Raw genomic sequence first — 17,597 nt, 5'->3', positions numbered from 1 at the left:
TTACATTTGTTATACATGAACTCGAAGACCTGGACCCCTCCATTTCAAGGGGGGATTTTGACCGCCATGAGGGGGCAATGTGGGGAAGACCGTACCGATACGTTTGAACGATGAGCAGCTGGCCAGGGTCGAGGAATCGGCTGCTTTGGCAGGCTACAAACACCTGTCCACCTACATGCGTGATCGTCTGCTTGAGCCGTCCAAAGTGGACAGCCACCAGGGCGGAATCGACCAGTGGGCAGACCAACAACGAATCATGAGTTTGCTCGAATCACTCGACCAGGCGCAGGCCACTAACCGAACCATTCTGGCCATCGTGGTCTACCTGCTACGACAGAACAGCACGCAAGGAAAGCTCAGCGAGCTGCGTGCCGAACTGTCCGCATTGGGGAGCAACGAGGAAGCATTAGCCGCTCTGTTGCCCGAGTTGGCTAAGGACATTGAACGTCTATCAGGAGAGGACTAGTGCACAAACAAGAAGTCGATAGCGCAATATTGACGGCGGGGATTGCTCTGCCAATCGCCGGTTGGGTCGGCGGCGCCTACCTGGCGCAGATGCCGTTTACACCATTCCCCGGCGCCTTCCGCGAGACATTGCACCAGACACTGCAGAACCCAATCATGGCCGGATGCACGGTGGCCACCTCCGTGGTGGCCGGTGCCCTGGTCTACTACCTCAATGAGTATTGCGACGATGGGTTCCGTGGCGAACGGTTCATTGAGCATTTGCGCGGTTCTCGCATGCGAAATTGGCACTACGTGGACAGCAAAGTCCGTAGACGTAACGCCCAAACCAACCGTGAACGCCGCAAAAGTGGGCTGGAAAACATCGAACCGATCATGGTCGGCAAAGTGCCGATGCCACTGCACCTTGAAGATCGAAACACCATGATTTGCGCGTCCATCGGTGCCGGTAAGTCCGTCACCATGGAAAGCATGATGGTCTCGGCGTTGAAGCGTAACGACAAGATGGCCGTTGTCGATCCCAACGGCACCTTTTACTCAAAGTTCAGTTTCAAAGGCGATGTGATTCTCAACCCCTTCGATGCTCGGTCAGCAGGTTGGACGGTGTTCAACGAGATCAAGGGTGTTCACGACTTCGACCGTATGGCGAAATCCATCATCCCGCCGCAGGTGGATCCAGGTGATGAACAGTGGTGCGCGTATGCCCGTGACGTACTGGCCGACACCATGCGTAAGCTCAAGGAAACCAACAACCCGAACCAGGACACGCTGGTAAACCTGCTGGTTCGGGAGGATGGGGACACCATTCGGGCGTTCTTGGCCAACACCGACTCCGAGGGCTATTTCCGCGACAACGCTGAAAAGGCGATTGCCAGTATTCAGTTCATGATGAACAAGTACATTCGCCCGCTGCGCTTCATGACCAAGGGTAGTTTCTCGATCCATAAGTGGGTGACAGACCCGAATGCGGGCAATCTGTTTATCACCTGGCGGGAGGACATGCGCTCGACCATGCAGCCATTGGTGGCCATGTGGATTGATACGATCTGCGCGACCATCCTCAGCTATGAGCCCATGACCGGGAAACGTCTCTGGATGTTCCTGGACGAGCTGCAGTCGCTGGGCAAACTCGAATCGTTCGTGCCAGCAGCCACCAAAGGCCGGAAACACGGCCTTCGTATGGTTGCCAGTCTGCAGGACTGGTCGCAGTTGATCACCAGCTATGGCCAACACGATGCAGAAACGGTGCTGTCTTGCTTCCGTAATTACGTGATTCTTGCCGCATCCAACGCACAAACCTCGGACAAGGCCAGCGAGATCCTTGGCCAGCAGGAAGTCAGGCGTATGCGTGTCTCTTTCAGCAACGGCCGCAGCAACCGCTCGCCAGAGATCAAGAAAGAGCCCGTGGTCATGGACTCCGAAATCTCAAATTTGAAAGACCTTGAGGCTTATCTGAAATTCGGTGAGGACTTCCCTATCACCAAAATCAAGCTGCCCTATGTGAATCACAAAGAGAGAGCGCAGGGAATAGTCGTTGCCGGTCAGGCTGCGTAACGGAGGTTGCATGCTCAACGTCACGCCGATTCGAGGAAACAACCAGTACGCTGCAGCACGTTATTTCTCTGCTGCAGACGACTACTACGCCAAGGAAACACCCGGCGAGTGGCAAGGCGAAGGTGCCGAACGGCTCGGCCTGGTCGGCCCCGTCGATCAGCTGCAACTGGCCAAACTGCTTGATGGCAAGTTGCCGAACGGCGAGCGGATCCACACCACGTTCAATGCCGAAACCAACAAGCGGCGCATGGGCTTGGACATGACATTCTCGGCGCCGAAATCGGTGTCGATGCAAGCACTCGTCGCCGGCGACAAAAATGTCACCCTGGCTCACGACCGGGCGGTGGCCAAGGCCATGCACCACGTCGAAAAGCTCGCCCAGGCACGGCGCAAGGTACAGGGCAAGTTCCTGCGCGAACGCACGGGGAACATGGTCATTGGCAAGTTTCGCCACGAAATGAGTCGCGGCAAGGATCCCCAACTGCACACCCATGCGGTGATCATGAACATGACGCAGCGCGCCGATGGTAAATGGCGTGCCTTGTTCAACGACGATATTTTCAAGGTTCAGCATGAAGTTGACGCCATGTACAAGGGCCAACTGGCCTTGGAGCTGCGCGAGCTGGGCTACGAGATCCGCGTACTCGATGGCAAAGGCAACTTCGAGCTGAATCACATTTCACGGGAACAGATCGAAGCATTCTCCAGCCGCAGCAAAGTCATTGAAGAAGCGTTGGCCAAGGACGGGAAAACCCGGGCCGACGCGACCACTCTGGAAAAACAAGTTATCTCAATGGCCACCAGGCCGCACAAAGACGAGCGCGACCACGATCTGGTGAAACAGTATTGGGTGACGAAAAGCCGCGAGTTAGGGATCGACTACGGCCCACAAAGCCGATTGGATGGCCGCGAGTATGGTGAATCAGGCCCAGCGTCAGGCGCTGGCCGCGTTCCATCTGATCCCAATCTACCCGCAGGGCTGACACCGGCCCAAGCCGTTGTGCAATACGCAATCAATCACCTGACCGAGCGTGAACAGGTTGTTACCCAGTTGGACCTGTTGACCGTGGCGCTCCAGCGTTCGGTAGGGTTGGCCGGGCCTGACCAGGTACGGGCCGAAATAGCCCGGCTGGTACAACAAGGTACGCTCATAGAGTCAGCACCGGCCTACTCAATGGCACAGCCCACGGAAAACGCGCCCGTGTTGTCGCCTGCAGGTTGGCAAGCTCACCTGCAGGAGTTGAAAGGCTGGACGGACAAGCAGGCAAAACAGTACGTGGCCACCGCCATCGAGCGCGGTTCATTGGTGCCAACCGAGAAGCGCTACACCACACAGAAAGGCTTGAAGCGCGAGAAAGCCATCCTTGCCATTGAGCGCACTGGCCGGGGCCAGGTGACGCCGCTCATGTCCCAGGAGCAGGTCGCTAAAGCACTTGAAGGATCAACCCTCACCGCTGGCCAACGGCAAGCCGTCGAGACCATCGTCAGCACGGAGAATCGGTTTGTCGGCATTCAGGGTGATGCTGGTACGGGCAAAACCTACTCCGTTGAGCGGGCCGTGCAACTGCTCACATCCGTCAACGAGGCAATGAGTTACGGCAAGACAGAGGATCAACTCGGCTATCGAATCCTCGCATTGGCGCCGTATGGGAACCAAGTTGCCGCACTCAAAAACGAGGGGATGGACGCTCATACCCTGGCCAGCTTTTTCAACACCAAAGACAAGACCCTGGACGAGAGGACTATCATTGTTCTCGACGAGGCCGGTGTCGTCGGCGCTCGCCAGATGGAACAGCTCATGCGGCTGGTGGAAAAGTCCGGGGCCCGCCTTGTTCAGCTGGGCGATACCAAACAGACCGAGGCCATCGAGGCGGGAAAACCATTCGCCCAGCTCCAGCAGAACGGCATGCAAACCGCCCGGATCAAGGAGATCCAGCGGCAGAAAGACCCCGAGTTGAAATTAGCCGTCGAGCACGCCGCCGATGGCAATACTCCCAAGTCGCTGCAGCACATCAAGCACATTGAGGAACTGCGCAACCCTATCGATCGACATCAAGCGATCGTCAACGACTACATGCAACTGACTGACCAGGAGCGTAGAGAGGTATTGATCGTTGCCGGTACAAACAAAGACCGCAAAGAGATCAACACTTTGGCGCGCAAGGCATTGGGCCTTGAGGGCCGGGGGGCGAAGTTCGACACGTTGAACCGCGTTGATATGACTCAGGCAGAGCGGCGCTACGCACCGACCTACCAGCAAGGAATGGTCATTCAGCCGGAGAAAGACTACAAAAAAGCGGGCTTGGTTCGTGGCGAGAACTACACCGTCAAACAGGCGTTACCGGGAAACATCCTTGTCGTGACCGGTGCCGATGGCCAGAGCCGTCAGATCAACTCGCGACAGGTTACAAAGCTCAGCGTCTACAAGGCAGAGCGCCCGGAGCTGTCCATTGGCGACCTGGTACGCATCACCCGCAACACGCCATCACTCGACCTCACCAACGGCGACCGGATGCGAGTTATCAGCACAGCCAACGGCATGATCGAGCTGGCTTCGACCAGAGAGCGCGACGGAAAGCCGGAGCGCGTGGTGAAGCTGCCATCGAACAAACCGCTGCACCTGGAACACGCTTATTCCGCGACTGTTCACAGTGCGCAGGGCCTAACCAATGATCGCGTGATGATCTCCGTGAACACCAAGAGCCGTACCACTTCGCTAAATCTGTTCTACGTGGCCATCAGTCGGGCGCGGTTGGAAGCGAGGATCTACACCGATGCTATCGCCGGTTTGCCGGGTTCTATTGCCAAGCGCTACGACAAAACCACGGCACTGGCGCTGCAAAAAGAGCGGGACGCCCAGCGCCTGCAGAAAGCGCACGCCCCGAAAACGGTTGTGGATGGGCCAAAAACCGAGCGAGCTTTGGAACGCGAAAAACGCATGCGGCCCAACAGCCCAAGCGGCGGCATACCAAATTAGTGAACTTTGCCTTATCTCGGCATGCCCCCTATTACCGTGCCATCCGCTCGGCTTTCGCGGTATTGCACAGCGCCACCGAGCATGTGCGCGAGAAGTCCGTCATGCGCCAGGTGACCATCAGCTTGATTCCGCTGTTTGGCATCAACCTGTTCATTCCGAGGCTGGTCGAGTTCCTGGCGCAAAACCCGGAACTGGACATCAACGTCACCTACGCAAACCACCGCAGCTATTCCAGCGAACCAGCCACTGGCCGGGCAATCACAGCGAGCCGCTGATCTCGGGTGCCGTCTCGCCCTATTGCAGCCGCGAATTCCTTCAGCGCCACGCCCCCATCGACTCGCCCCAGGCCTTGAGCCAACTGCCGTTGCTGCACGACGAAGAACGCGGCACCTGGGCCGAATGGTTTCAAGTCGCCGAGGTCAAGCACGCCAGTGCGCTCAATGGCTTGCTGCTCGAAGACGGGCAACTGGCGCTGACCGGCCTGGGTTGCTCGCTGCTGCGCGAGCCGTTGGTGGCGCCGATGTCGCCAGCGGCGAACTGGTAAAGCTGTTCGACCTGCACGTGGATGACGGCCGCCAGTACTACCTGTGCCGGCGCTCCAACAGCGAACTGTCCGACGAAAACCTGAGCTCAAGCGCAGCCTAGTGACGGCTACGCCAGCAACCGCTGATTGATCACCATTTGCTCACGCCCGCGCGCCACAATCCAACGGTGGAAGTCGCGGCAGTGGGCCTTGTCGAACGCGCCCTTGGCACCCACCAAAAAATACGCCGACGGCAAGGGCAAGGCCCGGGCAAACGGCCTGATCAAACGCCCATCTGACAACGCATCAGCCACCATTGAGTATTGCGCCAGTACCACACCCTGCCCCGTCAATGCGGCCTGGATTGCCATGGCAGACAAGGAATACACGCGGTAGCCATCGCGAATGCTTTCGCAGTCCACCTGTTGGGCCTTGAACCAGTCACGCCACGAAGGCGGCGAGGCAAACTTCGGTAGCCAGTCGATGGACAGCAGCGGATATGCCAGCAGGTCTGCCGGTTTGTTGAGCAGCACATCAGGCCGCAACAACCAAGGGCTGCACACCGGCACCACGCAATCGCGAAACAGTTCGATGGCGTTTTCCGTGGCCACGTAGTCGCCGTAGGTGAAGCGAAAATCGATGTCGTAGCCCTCTGGCGAAGGTTCGGCGTGACTGCCATCGAGAAACAAATTGAGTTCCGGGTGCTCGTCCTGCCAGGCATAGATGTGCGGTGCCAACCAATCCGACAGCAATGACGGCAAAGCGCTGATGCGCAGGTTGCTGGCGTTTTTCGACCGCTCGACCTCGACCTGGGCGATGCGCAGGCTCTCGAATGCCGCTGCGCAGCTATCGTGATAACGCTGGCCGGCGGCGGTCAGGCGAATACGCTTGCCGACCTTCAAGGTCAGGCTCAAGCCCAGGGTGTCTTCCAGCAGTTTCATTTGTTGGCTGACGGCACCGGCCGAGATACCCAGACGCTTGGCGGCCTCGACAATGCCGCCGAAACGTCCCACGGCTTCAAAAACCTGCAGCGCGCGCAGGGAAGGCAAGCTGTTCATCATCATCTCCATAGCAATCGACGGTTTTATACTTTAGCTGAGCTATAGCAAGCCACAGTTTTCGACATTTTTTGTATATGAAAAGCCTCGTATTCTGGCTTTGGCGGGTATTTACCTGTCCCGGTCAGGAGACGCCCCATGTTGTTACGCAAGACCCGATACGGTGCAGCCTCTGATGTAACCATGCGTACCAAAAAACCATAGTGGCCCGGCGACTCAGCCACCCCGGGCTTATCAGCACCGCGAAAAACAGCACCTTGCAGGCATTTTCCGTGAATTGGCCTGCATTTTGCATTAAATGTATATACAGGTACTATCATATAAAGATTTTTCTGTAATACATCGTTAGCGTTCGATCCGTCAGACAAAGGAAAAACAACAATGAAAAAATTTGTACTCGCCACCGTCTTTGCATTGGCTTCCACCGGCGTCCTGGCCAAGGATTTAAGCGTCATTCGCTTTGGCGTCGATCCGACCTTCGCTCCGTTCGAATCGAAAAACCCCGACGGTCAACTGGTGGGCTTTGACATCGACCTGGGCAACGCCATTTGCGCCGAGCTGAAGGTCAAGTGCGTGTGGGTGGAAAACGCATTCGACAGCATCATCCCGGCGCTGCGGGCGAAAAAGTTCGATGCCGTGTTGTCGGCAATGACCATCAACGACCAGCGCAAAAAAAACGTGGACTTCTCCGACCGTCTCTATAACTCCCCCAACCGTTTGATCGCGAAAAAGGACAGCGGTCTGCTGCCTACGCCAGAATCCCTGAAAGGCAAGCGCGTCGGCGTAGCCCAAGGCACTACCCAAGAGACGTACGTCAAAAAAATCTGGGCGCCTAAAGGGGTGATCATGGTCACCTACCCCAATCAGGACTTGCTGTATCCGGACCTGGTCAGCGGCCGTATCGACGCCAGCCTGACCGATGCCGCCGTGGCCGAACTGGGTTTTTTGCAAACGCCTAAGAACACCGGTTTCGCCTTCGCCGGCGACGCTGTGTACAACCAGGAACTGCTGGGCGAAGGCATTGCCATCGGCCTGCGCAAGAACGAGCCGCAGCTGATGGAAGCCATCAACCGGGCACTGGCCGAAATGCACAAGAACGGCACCTACGACACCATCCAGAAGAAGTACTTCACCTTCGACATCTACAACTAAAAGCCCTGCGCTTGACCGGTGCCGGAACGCTCGCGGCTTGGTGATCCGGCGCCTTGCCCATCCATTTCGCGCAAGGGCCGGCCCCCGGGCCGCCCTTGCCAACGGAGAGACAGAACATGCTTTTACAGGGCTATGGTTCGCTCATTCTCGAAGGTACGTTGGCGACCATCCAGCTGGCACTGATGTCCATGGTACTGGCCGTCACGCTGGGCCTGATCGGCGCATCAGCCAAACTATCGAAACAACCGCTGCTGCGTCACCTGGCCGCCGGCTACACCACGCTGATTCGCAGCGTGCCGGACCTGGTGATCATGTTGTTGCTGTTCTTCAGCCTGCAGATCTGGCTGAACAACCTGACTGAATGGCTGGACACCGAACAGATTGACATCAACCCCTTCGCGGCCGGGGTGCTGACCCTGGGTTTCATCTACGGTGCCTATTTCACCGAGACCTTCCGCGGCGCTTTTCAGTCCGTGCCAGCCGGCCAGTTGGAAGCTGCCGTGGCCTACGGCATGAATCGTCGGCAGGTGTTTGTGCGGGTGCTGTTTCCACAAATGATGCGCTTCGCCCTACCGGGAATCGGCAACAACTGGCAGGTGTTGATCAAGGCCACGGCGCTGGTGTCGATCATTGGTTTGATCGATATCGTCAAAGTCACCCAGGACGCGGGCAAGAACTCCATGGACCTGTTTTTCTTCAGCGTGGTCGGCGGCCTGATCTACCTGGCCCTGACCACCGTTTCCAACGGCGTGCTGATGTGGCTTGAACGCCGCTACTCGGTGGGCGTCAGAGGTGCGCAGCTATGATCGATATCGTCCAGGAGTACTGGAAAGCCTACCTTTGGTTTGACGGCTACCAACTCTCAGGCGTGGCCATGACCCTCTGGCTGCTAGTCGCTTCCATCGCCATCGGCGGCACCCTGGCCGTGCCGCTGGCCGTGGCACGAGTCTCGTCCAATCCGCTGCTGCGCATGCCCGTATGGTTCTACACCTACGTGTTTCGCGGCACGCCGTTGTATATCCAACTGCTAATCCTCTACACCGGGATCTACAGCTTGCAAGTGGTGCGCGACCAACCGACCCTCGATGCGTTTTTTCGCGAGGGCATGAACTGCACCCTGCTGGCCTTTGCCCTCAACACGTGCGCCTACACCACGGAGATTTTCGCCGGCGCCATCCGCGCCACGCCCTATGGCGAGATCGAAGCAGGCCGCGCCTATGGCATGTCCACCTTCACCCTGTACCGGCGAATCATCCTGCCCTCGGCATTGCGCCGTTCGCTGCCGTACTACAGCAACGAAGTGATCCTGATGCTGCACTCCACCACTCTCGCCTTCACCGCCACCGTGCCCGATCTATTGAAGGTCGCTCGCGACGTCAACTCTGCGACCTACTCCTCGTTCGAAGCCTTCGGCCTGGCGGCGGTGCTGTACGCGCTGATGGTGTTTACCCTGGTCTGGCTGTTTCGTCGCTGCGAAGTGCGCTGGCTGGCCTTCTTGCAACCGCAGGCGCATTGAGTGACCGTCCTTTTGGAGACATCGAACATGTATAAGCTAAGCGTAGATGAGCTGCACAAGAAATACGGCGACCACGAAGTACTCAAGGGCGTATCGCTCAAGGCCAAAGCTGGCGACGTAATCAGCATCATTGGCTCCAGCGGCTCGGGCAAAAGCACCTTCCTGCGTTGCATCAACTTCCTGGAACAGCCGTGCGCCGGAACCATCACGGTAAACAACGAGCAAATCCGCACCAAACAGGATCTCAACGGCGCGCTGCGGGTGGCCGACCCGCGTCAGCTGCAAAAAGTGCGCACCAAACTGGCGATGGTGTTCCAGCACTTCAACCTGTGGCAGCACATGACCGTGCTGGAGAACATCATCGAAGCACCGGTGCATGTGCTGGGCGTCAAGCGCAAGGACGCAGAGGCACGCGCGCGGCAGTACCTGCATAAAGTCGGTCTGGACCCGAGCGTTGAGAAAAAATACCCGTCCCACCTGTCCGGCGGCCAGCAGCAAAGGGTCGCCATTGCCCGTGCCTTGGCCATGGAACCGGAAGTGATGTTGTTCGACGAACCCACTTCCGCGCTGGATCCGGAACTGGTGGGCGAGGTGCTGAAAGTGATGCAGGCCCTGGCCGAGGAAGGTCGCACCATGGTCGTGGTCACCCACGAGATGGGGTTTGCGCGCAACGTCTCCAACCATGTGATGTTCCTGCACCAAGGCCGGGTTGAAGAGCAAGGTCCGCCGGGTGAAGTGCTGGTCAGTCCGCAAAGCGAGCGCTTGACCCAGTTCCTCTCCGGCCGCCTGAAGTAACCCCATTTCGACAGGAGACAACCATGAGTAACGGTTTTCCATCACACCGCAGCTTTACCCAGCAGCGTGAACAATTCCTCGCCGCCGCCGAGGCCGTCGGCGCCCGTCTTAGCCATTACCCGCACCCATTGCGCGGCCCGTTCGCCGAGGCCCTGGGCACAGATGTGGCCCTGCTCGGCAACCCCCAGGCCAAACGGGTGTTGGTGGCCTTGAGCGGCACCCACGGCGTGGAAGGTTATTACGGCTCGGATTGCCAGCGCCAATGGCTGCAAACCTTCAGGGAGCGCAGCCTGCCCGACGACGTCGCGGTACTGATGATCCACTTGATCAACCCGTGGGGCACGGCCTGGATGCGTCGGGTCAACGAGGACAACATCGACCTCAACCGCAACTACCTGGACTTCACTAAGACACCACCCGACAACGCGGCTTATGAAACTCTGCACCCGATCTACACCTGTACCCAACTGCGTGGCCCCGAACGTGAGCGCGCCGATGCCCAGCTCAATGAACGGATCAGCCGCGAGGGCTGGTCGGCGGTGATGTCGATTGTCGAGGCCGGTCAGTATCGCCATCCCGATGGCCTGTTCTACGGCGGTAACAGCTCAAGTTGGTCGAACCAGACCCTGCACCGGATCCTCGGCGAACACCTGGCACACGCCGAGGTCGCGATGTGCTTCGACCTGCACACCGGCGCGGGCGATTATGGCCATCCGATGTTGATGACCATTGCCCAGGCCTCGTACCCGGCACTGCCCCAGGCCCAGGTGTTGTTCGGGCCCTGGCTGTTCACCCTGATGACCAGCGCCAACAGCCAGAGTGACACCGGCGTTGCTGCCACTGCCACCGGTTACACCTCCCAGGCCATCATCAACGCCTTGCCTCATGTGCAACTGATGCCGTTCGTGATCGAGTGCGGCACCTACCCTGGTCAACAAATCCATGCGGTGCTGCGCGACGATCAGTGGCTGCACCTACACGGCGACCCAACCGGCCCCGAAGCACGGCAGATCAAGTTGCAACTGCTTGAACAATTCTTCCCCGCGGACAGCGACTGGCAAGAGTTGGTGTGGGTGCGAACGCGGCAGATCTGGGAACGGGCGTTGTCCGCGATAGGCACGCGCGGCGGTCTGTAAAACGCACAGCACCCAGTGTGGGAGCGAGCAAGCTAGCTCCCACAGGAGATGTTCGTGGGGACGCGATAAACACTTAAGAGAACCTAAACCAAATATCAGTTTTATCCATCTATTCTTACTCAACTGGCCTCTCGTATTCTGGATCCGTCGTTAGCCACGATCCGAAGAATAATAAGGAGAGACCCCATGTTTATGCGCAACGCCTGGTATGTCGCCGCCAGTGAAACCGAACTCGGTGAGCAACTGTTTGCGGTCAAGCTGCTGAATGAGGCGGTAGTGCTTTACCGCAAAGGCGATGGCACCCCGGTCGCCCTAGAAGATGCCTGCCCGCATCGCAAACTGCCGTTGTCCTTAGGGCGGCGCCAAGGTGACGACATCGAATGCGGTTACCACGGCCTAACCTTCGACTGCTCGGGCAGTTGCGTGCGCGCCCCCGGCAGTAAGCACGTTCCCCAAGGCGCCAAGGTGCGCAGTTATCCGCTGGCCGTGCGCTACGGCCTGATCTGGATCTGGATGGGCGATGCCGAGCTGGCCGACGCCAGCAAGATTTGCCACGTGCCCGAATGGGGCGATCCGGCCTGGGGCCTGAATCGTGGCGACAGCATGGTCATCCCCTGCAACTACCTGTACATGACCGACAACCTGCTCGACCCCTCCCACGTGGCCTGGGTTCACCAGTCCTCCTTTGGCAGCGCCGCATGCGCCCAGGAGCCGCTGCAAACTACGGTGACAGACGTCGGCGTGATCGTGTCGCGGTGGATGCGCGACATCGAAGTGGCGCCGTTCTACGCCAAGTTCGTCAAGTTCAGCGGCAACTGTGACCGCAAGCAGCATTACGAAGTGCACTACCCGGCCCAGGCCATCATCAAGGCCATCTTCACCCCGGCCGGCACCGGATCGGATGCCGGGCCGGTGCACGAACAGGTGTTCTTGATGAACTCCTACAACTTCATGACCCCCATCGATGAGTCCACCACCCGCTACTACTGGTTCCAGGTGCGCAACTTCGACCAGGACAACGAGGAAGTCTCGCGCCAGTTCGATGAGGACGTACGTCACGCTTTCGCCGAAGACCGCGTGGTGCTCGCCGCCGTCCATCAAGGCATGGCCAACAAGTGCAGCCCCAATATCGACCTGGCCTCCGACTCGGGACCCCTGCGTTTCCGGCGTAACCTGGCCAAATTGATTGCCCAGGAACAACCTGCGGACTTGATCCCGCTGGTACAAGGCCAGACCGCAAACAGCGGGGGTTTGAGATGAGCAGCCAACCCCAAGGTTTCAAGGCTTGGCGGGTGATCGAGAAAACGCCGGAAAGCGCGGTCATTACCTCCTTCGTCCTCGCGCCGCAGGACGGTCCTGCACCCATGGACTTTCGTCCGGGGCAGTTCCTCACGGTGCGGCTGGTGTTGGGCGACGGCACTCGAGTGCTGCGTAACTACAGCGTCAGTGCCCTCACGGACAACCCGCTCCAGGTACGAATTTCGGTCAAGCGTGAACCCGCCCCGTTCGATCGCCAAGACCTGCCGGCCGGACAAGGTTCCAACCACCTGCACGACGGCGTGCGGGTTGGCGACGTACTCGACATCGCAGGCCCATCCGGCACCTTTGTGCTGGACGAGCAAAGTCCAAGGCCGGTGGTGCTGTTCAGCGGCGGCGTCGGTTTGACGCCCATGCTGAGCATGCTGCATCGCCTGAGCGGCCAGTCGATGCGCCCGGTGCACTTTCTGCACGCCTGCGAAAACGGCGCGGTGCATGGGTTTCGCGATGAAGTGCTGGCCCTGGCCGACCGGCGCCCGGGCATTGAAGTGCACTTCTGTTATCGCAATCCGAGCGAGGCGGATCGTGACCGCTTTCACAGCCAGGGCCTGATCAGTCGCCAAACCCTGCAAAGCCTGCTGCCGTTGGACGACTATGATATCTACCTGTGCGGCCCCAGACTTTTCATGCAGGCCAACTGGCGGCTGTTGCGCAGCCTTGGGGTGGCCCGCGAACGAATTCATTACGAGTTTTTTGGCCCGGCGACGGTGCTTGAGGAAGACGACGTCAGTCCAGCGCCGCCACCTGAGCCGACGCTGAGCGAACCTGTGGCAAAGGACGGTGCCGTAAGTGTCTGCTTCATGCCGTCCGGCACCCGCGTAGCCTGGGATGAAAACTGCCATTCATTGCTCGAATTGGCCGAACAGGCGGGCCTGACTCCGGCGTTCAATTGCCGGGCGGGCTTGTGCAATACCTGCCAGGTGAGCTTGCGCGAAGGTACGGTCGAGTACTTCGACGACCCGCTGGACGCTCCGCAAAACGGTGACATCCTGTTGTGCTGCACGCGGCCCACCAGTGCGATCACGGTGCAACTGCGCCAATAGTAAGCGCCGTAGGCGAAGTCGGCCGCGTGTCTGATGCTGGGCGCGAAAAATCAGATCCAATATTTGGGTACCCGTCTTGGCTATAAGCGTCAGGGCATGGCGCCCAGCAGTTGAGCGCGCTTCTTCGAGGTTGCTGCGGTGATCGGCGACCACCGCCACGTCAACACCGCGTTGCTTGGCGGCAACCAGCGCTCGGGTAACGTCTGGACTGGTGAAGACGTACGCAGCAACGCGGATAGAGCTGGTGGCCGCGTAAATGGTGCGCAAGACTAGTTTCTGTGCAGAGCCCTCGGGCTAGAAACCGACCTCGATGCGACGGCTTGCGTCGCCCTCGTTGTCAGCAGCCAGGGCCAGCACTTGCAGGCTGCCCCCCGCGACCAGTGCCATCGTCAACGCCAGTGGCTTGAAAACTCTAGAAACCATGTTCTACAGGCCCCCAAATATCGTTGGCCTTTTTAGTCAAACCCTCATCGTCCTTGCAGGACTCAACAGTCTCCCCCCGTGCGGCTTTCGTGCGCGAAGGACTGAAATGTCCGTGCTTGTAACGCTTGATACTGAAATATTTCTGGATGTACTTGTCGCAGTCACCATCGCGGGTCATGCCAAGTAGACAAAGAACAGCACCGCAAGCGTCGGGGTTACTGTCATGGCCATAGGGCGGCTGGACCGGTTCATCAGCAACGGCTGGACCTGACAGCAATAACGCTCCCAGCAAAAAAACGGATGGAAGTTTTTGCATAAATCCCCCTTTTCTCGCGTGCGAGAAATTCAATTGATGATCTGTACGAAAGATGGCTCGACTTGCGCTTGCCCTTGGCCGGATGCCAGCGCAGCGGCTGGTTTGGGATCAGCGAAGCGTTGGAACTGTTCAACCGGCGCAGCATCGCCAGTGTCCAGCGCAACTTGAATCCTTGACTGCTCAGGGCTCGCCGGTTGCATCGCAGCCTGTTGAGCGGGTTGCGGTGCCTGGCCGTTTTCGTCGGTCACAATCACCCATGGGTCACTATGTTTTGACGAAGCTGTACGAGCGCGCACAGGCGTTTTTCGTGCCCCTGGTGATGCAACCGCTACGGGTATCGCCTCATCGCCTGCAGTGGCCTCCACAGCAGGCACAATCGGATCAGCACTCGAAGGATTCAGGGCACCGACCACAACTTTCTGCACGTAGGACAGATCACCCTCTTTGTCCGGGCGATAACCACGTACAGGGTTCCCGCTGTAGTACATCGAGAGCGAGTCGCGCAGGGCTTCTTGTGGGTTCGGATTCGCGGTCAGGGCTTTGGTGTAGTTCTTGACCATCAGCTCGCTAATCGCCTGCAGGTTGCGGCACGGCTCAAACGCTTGGGCGTAGCTCAGGCCGAGAGCCCGCATGTTCGTCACCAGGAGCTGGCCAATACCGACCGAGAAACGGAAGCCTTCGCGCTCCAACCGTTCGGCGGTGGCCACCGCTTCACGCAACGACTTGGGCTGACGCTCCAATCGGCCATCGACAACCCCAATAGCGTAAGGGTTGTAGGTCGATTCATTGCCGATCAATGACTTTAGGGTCTGCGGATGCACGGTAGGCGCGCACTTAACGGCCAGCTCAGAGAACGGCACCGGGGCTTGTTCATCGGCCCAGGCCTGGCCGAGAGTGCAGGCCAGTGCCAACAGCGTTACCGCGAACTTAGGCAGCTTTTGCATATTGAACCTCCGAGATGTAGCGACGGCCATCAAAGCCGTACTCCCACTGAATGACGACATCGATCAGTTGCCGCGAGTATTCGATCAGTTGCGACTTGTTCATTTCGGCGCCGCCACGGGCAGCCATAGAGGCCAAGCGGTCAAACATCATTTCCGGCGAGTCCGAGTGAATCGAGGACAGCGAACCGCTGTGACCGGTGTTCAGCAGCTCCAGAAACGGGAAAGCTTCGCCGCCGCGGATCTCACCCATGATTGCCCGGTCGGGGGTCAGTCGAAGGATCGACTCAAGCAGGTCAAACGGTGTGACCTTGGCGCGACCTTGACCGCCGCGTGAATAGATCAGGTGAACCACATTCTTGTTGGGCGTGCGGATCTCGCGGGTGTCTTCAATGGTTACGAGACGTTCATGCGGATCAATGTGCTCCAGCATCCCGTTGAGCCATGTGGTTTTGCCCGCGTTGGTTCCAGCTGAAATCATGATGTTCTTGCGGGCTTTCATGATCCCGATGAAGAACTCTTTCCAGCGTTTGCTGCGATACAGCTCTATCAGGTGATCGTCGGAATAGTCGCTGTGCAACCGAGGCTCATTGATATGCTCGAAAGCCCCGGTGTCCTGGTATTCATCCAATGTGATTTGCTTGATACCGGGCTTACGGATACAGACGATGCCGCCAATGTGCTGTTCGACCGCAGGGGCTAGAACAACCTGCACGCGGTAATCGCCGCGCTGGTTGTCTGGCACACCATCGGCGAGGTTGATCGGAATACGGCCCGACAGGATCGGCGTATACGAATCAACCTGCTGCCCGGTGTGAGCGGCAATCACCTCACCGAGCGAGGTAATCAGGCCAGTGGTTACCCCCTCGATCTCCACCGGCTTCATAAACCGACTGCCGCGATACCCGGCCCAGACATTGCCCGGGCCATTGATCGCAATTTCGGTCACCTCAGGATCGTCCAGCAGCGTGACCAGGTTTTTCAGTTTGGCGCGGAACGATGCAATCTCAGACATACCGCTTCCTCACTGGATAAAGGTGACGCCGCCACTCTTGGCGTGCTCGATCTCGGCCTCGAACTGCGAGGTGAAATCCAGATCGCGCTGCAGATAGATCACCACACGCGAGCCATGAGGCACGGTCAGAGTTGGCTGGATACTGGCGTAACGACCCAGGATCGTTTGGGAAGATTCAGCCGCGGCTTCCTGTACTTCGGAGCGGTAACGCGATGCCGAGTTTTCCTGATCGCCGGACGACACGCCGGTATTCGAAGCACCCGCGCCGATGATCGAGACTGCTGCAGCAACACCGAAGATTTGCCCCCAGTGGTTATCGACCACCCCACCTTGGCCAGCGGTGCCAAGCTGGTCAGAGCCCGCGCTGTTGATAGCGATCTCCATAGCTGGCCGTCCCGGCAAGTTCGGCGTACGCAACCAATTCCAGATGGTGAACAGCCGTTCTTGACCAGGGCGCAGACTGGCGTTGTAGCTGCCGCATACCGACGAACCCCACGGAATCAAAACCCTGCGACCGACTGCCGCGTAAACGTCCTGCTGAATGTCTACGCAGATCTGCCCTGGCAACTGACTCTGGGCGCGTGGCTGCAGGACAGCTTCGATAACAGCGCCCTGCAGAACCTTGTATTCCAGGTTTTCCATCTGGCGAACTTTGGATACCGCCACCCCATCAGTGAAGGTCGAGGCGGCATAAGCGCTGTTCGCATTGTTCGAAACAGGAGCGTTTCTATCGCTCCCCCCGCCCAAAGACCCAAGCCCACCCTGCTGCCCCGCCGCTTCCTCCTTGAAGCCATCTTCTTTCGCACTGGCGAAAATGGCCGAGCGTTGACGTGCGGCTAGCATCTTTTGCTCTTCGAGCTGACGCTGCAGCTCCATGGCTTGCCGACGCTTCTCGGCTTCGCTCATACCGGCCTGTTCTTGACGATCCACGACAGTGCGCGGCGTATCAGCAGGTGGAGTGCTCCCATCATTGCTGACGGGAGCGACCTTCGCGGCCTGACGCTTTGGCGTAGGGTCTTGCACACGACGGGGCTCTGCAGCAGTCAGCGCGTCATTGCCGACGCCTCCCACTGCTACGGGTTCACCGCTGCTTTTCAACCAGTAGACGAACCCACAAAGAGCAACTGCCGTGACCAGCATAGCGATGCCGGAGAGCTTGTTTGAACCTGGCTTCGCCTTGAGCATCGAGTTGGATTGCGATTCGTTCCACTCGCGAAGTTCGTCCTCGCGGCTTTTCTCTGGGGTTGTACGCCGGAATCCCAGAAATTTCCGTCAGCCCAGCTCCAGTCCCGCCACGAGCGCATCCAGGTCGATGAACTTGCCGTCAGTCTGGAAGGTGTAATGCCCGTTCAGCAGGATGTGCCGC

The 17,597-nt window shown here is 58.6% G+C and carries 15 protein-coding genes and 2 pseudogenes; 11 read left to right on the top strand and 6 right to left on the bottom strand.

The features are described 5' to 3' along the window. The first annotated feature begins 79 nt into the window (after positions 1-79). From JFT63_RS27420 to JFT63_RS27405, 4 genes and pseudogenes are all read left to right on the top strand, one after another. Positions 80-466: a hypothetical protein gene (locus JFT63_RS27420; protein WP_048377551.1), complete on the top strand. Its 387-nt coding sequence runs from the start codon at positions 80-82 to the stop codon at positions 464-466. Continuing rightward, a complete protein-coding gene (locus JFT63_RS27415; RefSeq protein WP_048377552.1) occupies positions 466-2,019 on the top strand; it encodes a type IV secretion system DNA-binding domain-containing protein in 1,554 nt (517 codons plus the stop codon). Before JFT63_RS27420 ends, JFT63_RS27415 begins: the two co-directional genes overlap by 1 nt. A gap of 10 nt (positions 2,020-2,029) precedes the next feature. Further along, positions 2,030-4,996 carry a MobF family relaxase gene (mobF, locus tag JFT63_RS27410; RefSeq protein ID WP_048377553.1) on the top strand — a complete coding sequence of 989 codons (2,967 nt, stop codon included), beginning with the start codon at positions 2,030-2,032 and terminating at the stop codon, positions 4,994-4,996. 29 nt (positions 4,997-5,025) lie between these two features. Next, a pseudogene (locus JFT63_RS27405) lies at positions 5,026-5,641 on the top strand (LysR substrate-binding domain-containing protein); the annotation flags it as partial. A gap of 6 nt (positions 5,642-5,647) precedes the next feature. Here the strand turns inward: JFT63_RS27405 and JFT63_RS27400 are convergent. Next, positions 5,648-6,577, bottom strand: a complete 930-nt coding sequence (locus JFT63_RS27400) for a LysR substrate-binding domain-containing protein (RefSeq protein ID WP_198845153.1) — start codon at positions 6,575-6,577, stop codon at positions 5,648-5,650. Positions 6,578-6,958: 381 nt separating this feature from the next. Between JFT63_RS27400 and JFT63_RS27395 the strand changes: the two genes are divergently transcribed. From JFT63_RS27395 to JFT63_RS27365, 7 genes are all read left to right on the top strand, one after another. After that, entirely contained in the window at positions 6,959-7,729 is a 771-nt protein-coding gene (locus JFT63_RS27395) for an ABC transporter substrate-binding protein (protein WP_009682421.1), read from the top strand. 116 nt (positions 7,730-7,845) lie between these two features. After that, entirely contained in the window at positions 7,846-8,535 is a 690-nt protein-coding gene (locus JFT63_RS27390) for an ABC transporter permease (protein WP_009682422.1), read from the top strand. Beyond that, entirely contained in the window at positions 8,532-9,245 is a 714-nt protein-coding gene (locus tag JFT63_RS27385) for an ABC transporter permease (protein WP_009682423.1), read from the top strand. The genes JFT63_RS27390 and JFT63_RS27385 overlap by 4 nt, the downstream gene beginning before the upstream one ends. 27 nt (positions 9,246-9,272) lie before the next feature. Next, the gene (locus JFT63_RS27380) at positions 9,273-10,040 is read left to right on the top strand and encodes an ABC transporter ATP-binding protein (protein WP_009682424.1); all 768 of its coding nucleotides are present in this window, start codon (positions 9,273-9,275) and stop codon (positions 10,038-10,040) included. 23 nt (positions 10,041-10,063) lie between these two features. Then, complete coding sequence (locus tag JFT63_RS27375) at positions 10,064-11,176, top strand: DUF2817 domain-containing protein (protein WP_009682425.1); 1,113 nt, start codon at positions 10,064-10,066, stop codon at positions 11,174-11,176. A gap of 186 nt (positions 11,177-11,362) precedes the next feature. Continuing rightward, a complete protein-coding gene (locus tag JFT63_RS27370) occupies positions 11,363-12,436 on the top strand; it encodes an aromatic ring-hydroxylating dioxygenase subunit alpha (RefSeq protein ID WP_009682426.1) in 1,074 nt (357 codons plus the stop codon). Further along, complete coding sequence (locus JFT63_RS27365; RefSeq protein ID WP_009682427.1) at positions 12,433-13,536, top strand: FAD-binding oxidoreductase; 1,104 nt, start codon at positions 12,433-12,435, stop codon at positions 13,534-13,536. The genes JFT63_RS27370 and JFT63_RS27365 overlap by 4 nt, the downstream gene beginning before the upstream one ends. Positions 13,537-13,608: 72 nt before the next feature. On the opposite strand, the pseudogene JFT63_RS29815 reads toward JFT63_RS27365, so the two are convergent. From JFT63_RS29815 to JFT63_RS27340, 5 genes and pseudogenes are all read right to left on the bottom strand, one after another. After that, a pseudogene (locus JFT63_RS29815) lies at positions 13,609-13,803 on the bottom strand (phospholipase D-like domain-containing protein); the annotation flags it as partial. A gap of 145 nt (positions 13,804-13,948) precedes the next feature. Further along, positions 13,949-14,275 (bottom strand): TrbM/KikA/MpfK family conjugal transfer protein, encoded by a 327-nt coding sequence (locus tag JFT63_RS27355; RefSeq protein ID WP_053070061.1) that lies wholly within the window; start codon positions 14,273-14,275, stop codon positions 13,949-13,951. A gap of 29 nt (positions 14,276-14,304) precedes the next feature. Beyond that, positions 14,305-15,219, bottom strand: a complete 915-nt coding sequence (locus tag JFT63_RS27350) for a lytic transglycosylase domain-containing protein (protein ID WP_048377555.1) — start codon at positions 15,217-15,219, stop codon at positions 14,305-14,307. Continuing rightward, the gene (gene virB11 / locus JFT63_RS27345; RefSeq protein ID WP_198845152.1) at positions 15,203-16,231 is read right to left on the bottom strand and encodes a P-type DNA transfer ATPase VirB11; all 1,029 of its coding nucleotides are present in this window, start codon (positions 16,229-16,231) and stop codon (positions 15,203-15,205) included. Before virB11 ends, JFT63_RS27350 begins: the two co-directional genes overlap by 17 nt. Positions 16,232-16,240: 9 nt before the next feature. Next, a complete protein-coding gene (locus JFT63_RS27340) occupies positions 16,241-17,416 on the bottom strand; it encodes a TrbI/VirB10 family protein (protein WP_198845151.1) in 1,176 nt (391 codons plus the stop codon). Between the last annotated feature and the right edge of the window lie 181 nt (positions 17,417-17,597).

It is taken from the genome of Pseudomonas sp. MF7453 (assembly GCF_016405455.1).
Lineage (GTDB): Bacteria > Pseudomonadota > Gammaproteobacteria > Pseudomonadales > Pseudomonadaceae > Aquipseudomonas > Aquipseudomonas paralactis.
Note: the sequence above shows the minus strand (reverse complement) of the source record. Positions and strands in the feature narration are given on the sequence as shown.